Below are 7,085 nucleotides of genomic sequence, written 5' to 3'. Positions count from 1 at the left end.
AGACGCCCTGGATAGGCATCGAGTGTGTGTTTACCGACTGTACTGCCGAAAATGAGGGGTATACAATCAATTTGCTTGTCGATCACCTTCTGAATTACATTTACGTTGTATTCATTAGGGTCATAACTAAATGTTCCGTGCGGATAAATACCGTGCTCCACCAGCGTGTTCACTGCAGAACCTACCGTAAACAGGTATGCAAGATTATTTTCCCGAATGTAGCGAAGGTGCTCAATTTCGTCGTTAAGCGAAGGACCAGCAGAAATAATCAAGACCGGCTTGCCTTCTATGTACTCTGAGCCGGCATGCAGAAAGTCAGAACTATGTAAAATAAAGGGGAAATTGTGCATGCTGTTTAGCGCCCACTTTTTTTCGTAAACATGGTTGATAGCCATTTTTTCCTTCTTATTAGAGACCATTCTATACAGTGTTTCATTAAACTTCTTCAATTCCGCATTGAATAAGGCGCGATACGGAAGCCATGGAATGACCAGCACTCCAGATACACGGTCAATCAACCTGTGCAATATTCCAATTGTCTCCCCAGTAATTGCTCCTACCATAACCTCTTCGATCTTCTCACCAGCGAGCCAATCGTTTTCATTCAGATGCTGTAAAAAAATATTCATCACGCCAGTGTTCGGCTCGACGATGGAGAAGCTAGTATTTGGGTGTATGCGCAGAAATTCTCGAATATGATACCCTAGTCCTACTCCAAAAAAGATCACGTGCGCTTGAGGTTCCACTTCTTTAAAACCAGATACAAACAACTCTGCTTCCCGCACAGGCTGCTCAGGATCATGCAAGTAATGTGAACGTCCCTCACGAGTCGTTACTATGTTAGGCTTGTTGGTTTCAGAAGTCAGCAACTCATACCCTTCTCCTGCCTGAAGCAAATGAAGCCGAGGAAAACGACGATACAAGGAGTTGTCTCTACGATGCTGTGATGCCATTTTTCAATCCTTTCCACCGAATATCTCATAAAACCAAACAATATAGATCAGTTGACTTATACCGTATATCACCAAATAGGAATAGCATTCTGATTTTATGTAATATCTGCGACAATATATTTTGATTCAGAAAAAAATAATCCTAAATTCACCTGATTATGGATTAAGTATCGGTTATTCACGATGTAAACTTTAGGTCTTAAGAACCTATTTACAAATAAAAACTTTGTAACCAGCAAAACATCTGTGTGAACTAACCATATATGGACTCCAATGCGACAATTCATCTGTATATCGCGTTTTAGAACTACAAAAATTAAAGCTAACAATATAAAGCAGTAATTATTAATTCATTTAAATCAATATCAAACTAGTATAATCAAATAATTATTACATAATTGTAATTTTATTGGTTTGTTAACCCTTTCAACACATGATACATTGGAATAAAGAACCGCTCACAGATCGGCATCCGTGCGTAGTTCTCTATCGGGCTAAGAAAGGAATGGCTTGTCTTGCAAAAGAGAGAAATTCAGGAGACTCCCCTATATTCCCTAAAGCTATATAACTTTTTTCTATATGGAGCGATGGTCATTTTCTCCAGCTTTTTCCCATTGTATTTGCAAGATATCGGCATGGACAAGCTGGAAATCGGGAGTCTAATGGCTATCGGGCCTTTTGTATCCGTATTCGCGAATCCTTTTTGGGGATATACAAGCGACCGCAGCCGAAACCTCCGGCGTATTCTATTAATTATGATTGTAGGTACATTGTTACTGCTGCAAGCCTTATTTCATGTTCACACGTATGTCATGATTTATGTGTCGATGATTGGCTTTTATTTTTTCCAGAGCCCGTTATTCGCCCAAAGCAACACCCTGATTCTCAGTTATATTGAGGGCACAGACCGGAAATTTGGTGCTTTCCGAATATGGGGTTCCTTCGGTTGGGCTGTGGTTGCAGCCGTTGCTGGCGTAGTGGTGGACCACACAGGAATATCCAGCATATCGACTATCTTTACAGTACTTCTTCTGGCTGCATTGGCCTGTACATTGGCAATTCCGCCACTGAAAAGCACTGTGGAGACGGCCACCATTCATTTACGTGGCTTTGGCAGTATTTTATTAAACGGATACTTTATATCCTTCATATTATTGGGTATTCTCGTATCTATCCCTAATTCAATCAACAGCGCCTTTATGTCCCTGTATATCACCGAACTGGGCGGGTCCAAGCTGATGCTTGGTTTTGCCGTTTTTATGTCATCGGTATTCGAAATTATTGTCTTTTTGCTGTTTGATCGCTTCTTGAGAAAAAAAATGACCGTGATGGTCGGCTGTTTGGCACTCGTCAGTCTGCTGTTCGCCTTACGTTGGGAACTAATGGCTCAGGCCACAGACCCGATTCAGATCGTGTTCATTCAAGCACTTCATTGCGTCACCTTCGGTGGATATTTCTATGTAGGCACCCAGTTGACTGTCCTGTTCACGCCTGCAGCATACCGATCATCCGGACAGGCCGTATATACCTTGACCTGGAGTGGCATATCCGGGATCGTCGCAGGTATTGCAGGAGGTTGGCTATTCCAGAACTTCGGCGGTGAAATGATGTACCATGCAGGTGTCTTCTTCGCCCTGCTGGGATCTGCGGGATTCGCTATCATGTGGTATATGCTGTACAAGAACGGTTACCAGCCAGGACATAGCGGTGAGCACAAACCAATAGATGAAGCACCATAACGACAATAAATGTCTCAAGTCAATGGTCAGGTGAACCATGAAGAACGCGTATGTATGCGTAAAAAATAAAGGAGTCTGCCGTTGGCAGACTCCTTTTCAAGTTGGTCGCACGAAGCTACCATTTGTCCCGTTCTTTCCGAGCATCTTATTGCTTAGGCAATTGGAAAGAGCTTTTCAGTGACACGACGCGGTTAAATACAGGCTCACCCGGTTTGGAGAGCTTCGGATCTACACTGAAATAACCATGACGGAAAAATTGGAACTTATCCTGCGGTTGAGCTTCTTTCATATTCCGTTCCACATAACCATGAGCAATTTCCAAAGAATTTGGATTTAATTGATCAAGGAATGACTTTTCCGATCCATCCTCTTCCAGTGCCTCTGGTTCCTCTGCGTTAATCAATGGCTCATACAAACGGAATTCCGCCGGCACAGCCTGAGTAGCCTCTACCCAATGAATGGTCCCTTTCACTTTACGTCCCGTAAAGCCTGATCCACTCTTGGTTTCTATATCATAGGTACAGTGAATCTCCGTTACACGACCGTCCGCATCCTTAATGACATCGTTGCATTTAATGAAGTAAGCATGTTTGAGACGTACTTCATTACCAGGGAACAAACGGAAGTATTTGCTCGGTGGATTCTCCATGAAGTCCTCACGCTCGATATAAATTTCACGAGAAAACGGAATTTGGCGTGTTCCAAGCTCCGGATTTTCTGTGTTGTTCTCCGCCTCCAGCATTTCCACTTGTCCTTCAGGATAGTTCGTAATGACCACCTTCAGCGGATCTATAACTGCCATCGTGCGAGGTGCCTTAAGCTTCAAATCCTCACGCGCAAAATGCTCCAGTACCTGTAAATCAATAACTCCGTAGGCTTTGGAAATACCTGTCTCATATACGAAGCTGCGAATGGCCTCTGGCGTATAACCGCGACGACGCAAACCGGAAATGGTCGGCATCCGCGGATCATCCCAGCCGTCTACGTGTTTTTCCTCAACCAGAAGTTTGAGCTTACGTTTGCTAGTTACCGTTTGAGCTAGATTTAGCCGTCCAAATTCGTATTGATGAGGGACGTTTTCCATCTCGCATTCAGCTACAACCCAATCGTACAGTGGGCGTTGATCTTCGAACTCCAGTGAACAAAGCGAATGCGTTACACCCTCAATCGCATCTTCCAGCGGATGAGCATAGGAATACATTGGATAGATGCACCAGGTATCGCCTGTATTGTGATGAGCTGTGTGTGAAATGCGATAAATCACCGGATCACGCAAGTTGATGTTTGGTGAAGTCATGTCAATCTTGGCACGCAGCACCTTTTCACCATTCTGGTATTTGCCTGCACGCATCTCTTCAAACAGCTTCAGATTTTCTTCCACACTACGATCCCGATAAGGACTGTTTTGTCCCGGTTCTGTCAGTGTTCCACGCGTTTCACGGATTTGGTCCGCGCTTTGGTCATCCACGTAAGCTTTCCCTTTTTGAATCAGCAGGATAGCACGCTTGTACATTTCTTCAAAGTAATTGGAGGCAAAATGTTTTTCCTCCCATTCATAACCGAGCCACTTCACGTCCTCCTGAATGGAGTTCACGTATTCCGTGTCTTCCTTCGCTGGATTGGTGTCATCAAAACGCAGGTTCGTGCGTCCTCCGAATTCATCTCCCAACGAGAAATTGATCCAGATGGCTTTGGCATGTCCAATATGCAAATATCCGTTGGGTTCAGGTGGAAATCGTGTAACAACTTGCTTTACCTTCCCCGTACGTAAATCCTCTTCAATAACATTTTTAATAAAATTGGGGGGAGTAATCGGCTTCTCCACACTAATCAACCTTTCTTCCGTATAATCTGTGTACAACCTGTTCCCTTAAATATACCCTTTCACACCGCATAACTCAATAAAATGAAAATTAGGATGCTCTCTTCAGCGAAAAAAGATGCAAGTTATGAAAAAGAGTTAACATTTTCGGTAGATAAATTCGTTATAGTGTATATATCTTTTATTTTAATCGGAAAAGGAGACCCACCCGTGTTTAAGCTGTTGATCGTCATCCTGCTGTCTATGCTATTGTCCTCTTCCGTTATGACTTCTGATCATCCTTCCTCAGGCATGGTGACCGAGACTGTACGATCTCATCCGCTGGCCAGTGCGCCAGAAGACTCCTCTGTCCGCCTATATGCCGTAAGCCCGTCACAGGGAATATTTCATTCAGCCGTACTGGAAATCGGCCAGCAGCAGCGCCGCACATTCCAGTGGTCAGGCTTGGCGGAAATTTCCGCTGCACCCCAGTTATATTACAGAGATGTAAACGAAGATGGTGTCCGTGAAGTCATTGTGATTCTCACGCGTGCCTCGGGAACGGGCGTGGAGTTGCAGGAAATGCATATTGTTAACGCACAGACGATGGAGGAATATGCAGTGGAATCGGCAGCAAATGCGGTATCCCAGCGAATACACAGCTCAGTAGAGCTGCGTGACCACAACCGCCAGGTGCATATCACTGTTACGATTAACGGTACTACACACACGATGGACCCCAAAGCGTCCGTATTTTACGATGATCCAGCCCATTTTACAAAGCATCTCGATTTTAGCTCTGTTGTAATATATGATGCTGAACAGTCCCCTCTGCAGGCCACTGTATCTGGTAGCGTATCGCCAAGCGAATTTGTAGGGGATTTGGATCTGAAATATGTATATGAACAGGGGCAGTTCCGGGTGGGACCTATAAAATTTGAAGCTTCCTCTCCCTTTTGACGACTCTCGCAGAATAAGGTAGCATGGGATTAAATGCTAGACTGGCTGGTTTAGCGATTTTCCGAGTGAAAGAGGGGATTCATCATGTTTACATATGCGTTGGACGAACGCACAGTCCTTCGGCCGCTTACCAAGGAGCATGTGCAGCCTCTGTTTGAGCAGATCGAAATGTCCCGTGACCGCCTGCGTCAATGGCTACCATGGGTAGACTCCACCACAGAAATCAGCCATACAGAGCAGTTCGTGCAGGGCGCCTTGAAACAAGCCGCAGAGAACGGCAGCCTGACCGCAGGCATTTGGCTAGACAACGAGCTTGCTGGCATCATCAGCTACCATGAGATCAATTGGGCTCACCGTTCGGTCAGCATCGGATACTGGCTTGGACACGGCTACGAAGGACAGGGTCTCATGACCAGCGCCTGCCGTGTATTCGTCGAATATGCGTTGATGGAGTTGGATTTACACCGAGTCGAAATCCGCTGTGCAACAACGAATCGCCGCAGCCGCGGCATTCCAGAACGCTTGGGCTTTGTGCTCGAAGGTATTGTACGCGAAGCAGAGCTACTGCCAGATGGATATATGAACCACGCAGTGTACGGTATGCTCCAGAATGAATGGAAGCAACTTCGGTAACCTTGTACTGCACAACAACGCCGCAGACCTGATCAAGTCTGCGGCGTTGTTGATTATGAGTTGGACATTGCGACCGAATGTTGCTGCCTGTCTGTAGCCTCCGGCCTATTTTAAAAAATAGGCCATTAAAACATCATCCACGAATTGGCCTGCGATATAAAACTCCTCATGCAGCCGCCCTTCAATCGCGAAACCGCATTTTTCATAAAACATAAGGGCTTCCGTATTACAAGAGAGTACGCGCAAACTCAATTTGCGTATGCCTTCCGCAGCTGCAATGTCCTTCATGGAGTTCATAAGCGCCGTCCCAATACCTTTGCGATGATAGTCTGGATGTACAGCTATATTTATTTCGAGTACATGACAATTACTAGCCAACAGCGTTGGAGGACGAAATCCAATATATCCACAGAGCACTTCCTGCTCAATGGCGACCAGTTGAGAGCCCGGAGGCGTATTGCGCAGAAACTCTCCGCGCGACTTCCATGACAGCGAGGCAGGAGCCGTGCGTTCATTCCACACCAATTCATCCAGCGCAATCAGATCAGGAGCATCCTTCATCTCCGAATGACGTATCGTCAAGGGTTGACTTGTAAACAATTCCTTTCAATCCTTCCTGTGAAGGCTTTCCTGAAGCAATAACTGCAACCATCTGTCACTTATTGTACCATAGTTATAGGTCATTATTGAACTTTTATTGGGACTTAAGAACCGGGAATACCAACCTACGAAGTAGTAGTATCCAAAGTATCCAGATCATGTCGGGAACGGTTCAACCAACTGTGCAGGACGAAAAACAGGATGGATAATACCGCTACGCCTGATGCCAGCCAAAGTGTAGGCGGTAAGCCGCCGCCATCATACAACTTCCCCATAACATAAGGTCCCATCACTCGTCCGGCTGCACCAATGCCCCCCACAAGTCCAATGTAAAAGGGTGCACCCCGACCTCCATGATCAGACAGGAATGCGGGAACCGCAGGTGCAATCAGCATTTCT

Annotated in this window: 6 protein-coding genes and 1 pseudogene; 3 read left to right on the top strand and 4 right to left on the bottom strand. The window is 45.5% G+C overall.

The window, feature by feature from the left end:
* Nucleotides 1-953: 6-hydroxymethylpterin diphosphokinase MptE-like protein (locus AC5V8P_RS21530; RefSeq protein WP_495473844.1), on the bottom strand; the 953-nt coding region annotated here is incomplete at its 3' end.
* Nucleotides 954-1,468: 515 nt separating this feature from the next.
* On the opposite strand from AC5V8P_RS21530, the gene AC5V8P_RS21525 reads away from it, so the two are divergent.
* Nucleotides 1,469-2,692: an MFS transporter gene (locus AC5V8P_RS21525; protein ID WP_064797765.1), complete on the top strand. Its 1,224-nt coding sequence runs from the start codon at nucleotides 1,469-1,471 to the stop codon at nucleotides 2,690-2,692.
* 145 nt (nucleotides 2,693-2,837) lie between these two features.
* On the opposite strand, the gene AC5V8P_RS21520 is transcribed toward AC5V8P_RS21525, so the two are convergent.
* Nucleotides 2,838-4,517 (bottom strand): glutamine--tRNA ligase/YqeY domain fusion protein, encoded by a 1,680-nt coding sequence (locus AC5V8P_RS21520; protein WP_063213879.1) that lies wholly within the window; start codon nucleotides 4,515-4,517, stop codon nucleotides 2,838-2,840.
* A 207-nt stretch (nucleotides 4,518-4,724) separates the two neighbouring features.
* Here AC5V8P_RS21520 and AC5V8P_RS21515 point away from each other — a divergent pair, with 207 nt between their 5' ends.
* On the top strand, nucleotides 4,725-5,453 hold the full coding sequence (locus AC5V8P_RS21515; RefSeq protein ID WP_064797764.1) for a hypothetical protein: 729 nt from the start codon (nucleotides 4,725-4,727) through the stop codon (nucleotides 5,451-5,453).
* Between the two features lie 84 nt (nucleotides 5,454-5,537).
* The gene (locus AC5V8P_RS21510; RefSeq protein WP_064797763.1) at nucleotides 5,538-6,086 is read left to right on the top strand and encodes a GNAT family N-acetyltransferase; all 549 of its coding nucleotides are present in this window, start codon (nucleotides 5,538-5,540) and stop codon (nucleotides 6,084-6,086) included.
* A 105-nt stretch (nucleotides 6,087-6,191) separates the two neighbouring features.
* On the opposite strand, the gene AC5V8P_RS21505 is transcribed toward AC5V8P_RS21510, so the two are convergent.
* Both AC5V8P_RS21505 and AC5V8P_RS21500 read right to left on the bottom strand, forming a co-directional pair.
* Entirely contained in the window at nucleotides 6,192-6,686 is a 495-nt protein-coding gene (locus tag AC5V8P_RS21505) for a GNAT family N-acetyltransferase (RefSeq protein ID WP_064797762.1), read from the bottom strand.
* Nucleotides 6,687-6,811: 125 nt separating this feature from the next.
* Nucleotides 6,812-7,085: pseudogene (locus AC5V8P_RS21500) on the bottom strand (MFS transporter); the annotation flags it as partial.

The organism is Paenibacillus sp. N119s, from assembly GCF_059447605.1.
This window is presented reverse-complemented; position numbering and strand designations above follow the sequence as displayed.

Bases quoted from the DNA above. Each gene is read 5' to 3' on its own strand.
- AC5V8P_RS21510 (WP_064797763.1), top strand. From the start codon at position 5,538: ATGTTTACATATGCGTTGGACGAACGCACAGTCCTTCGGCCGCTTACC.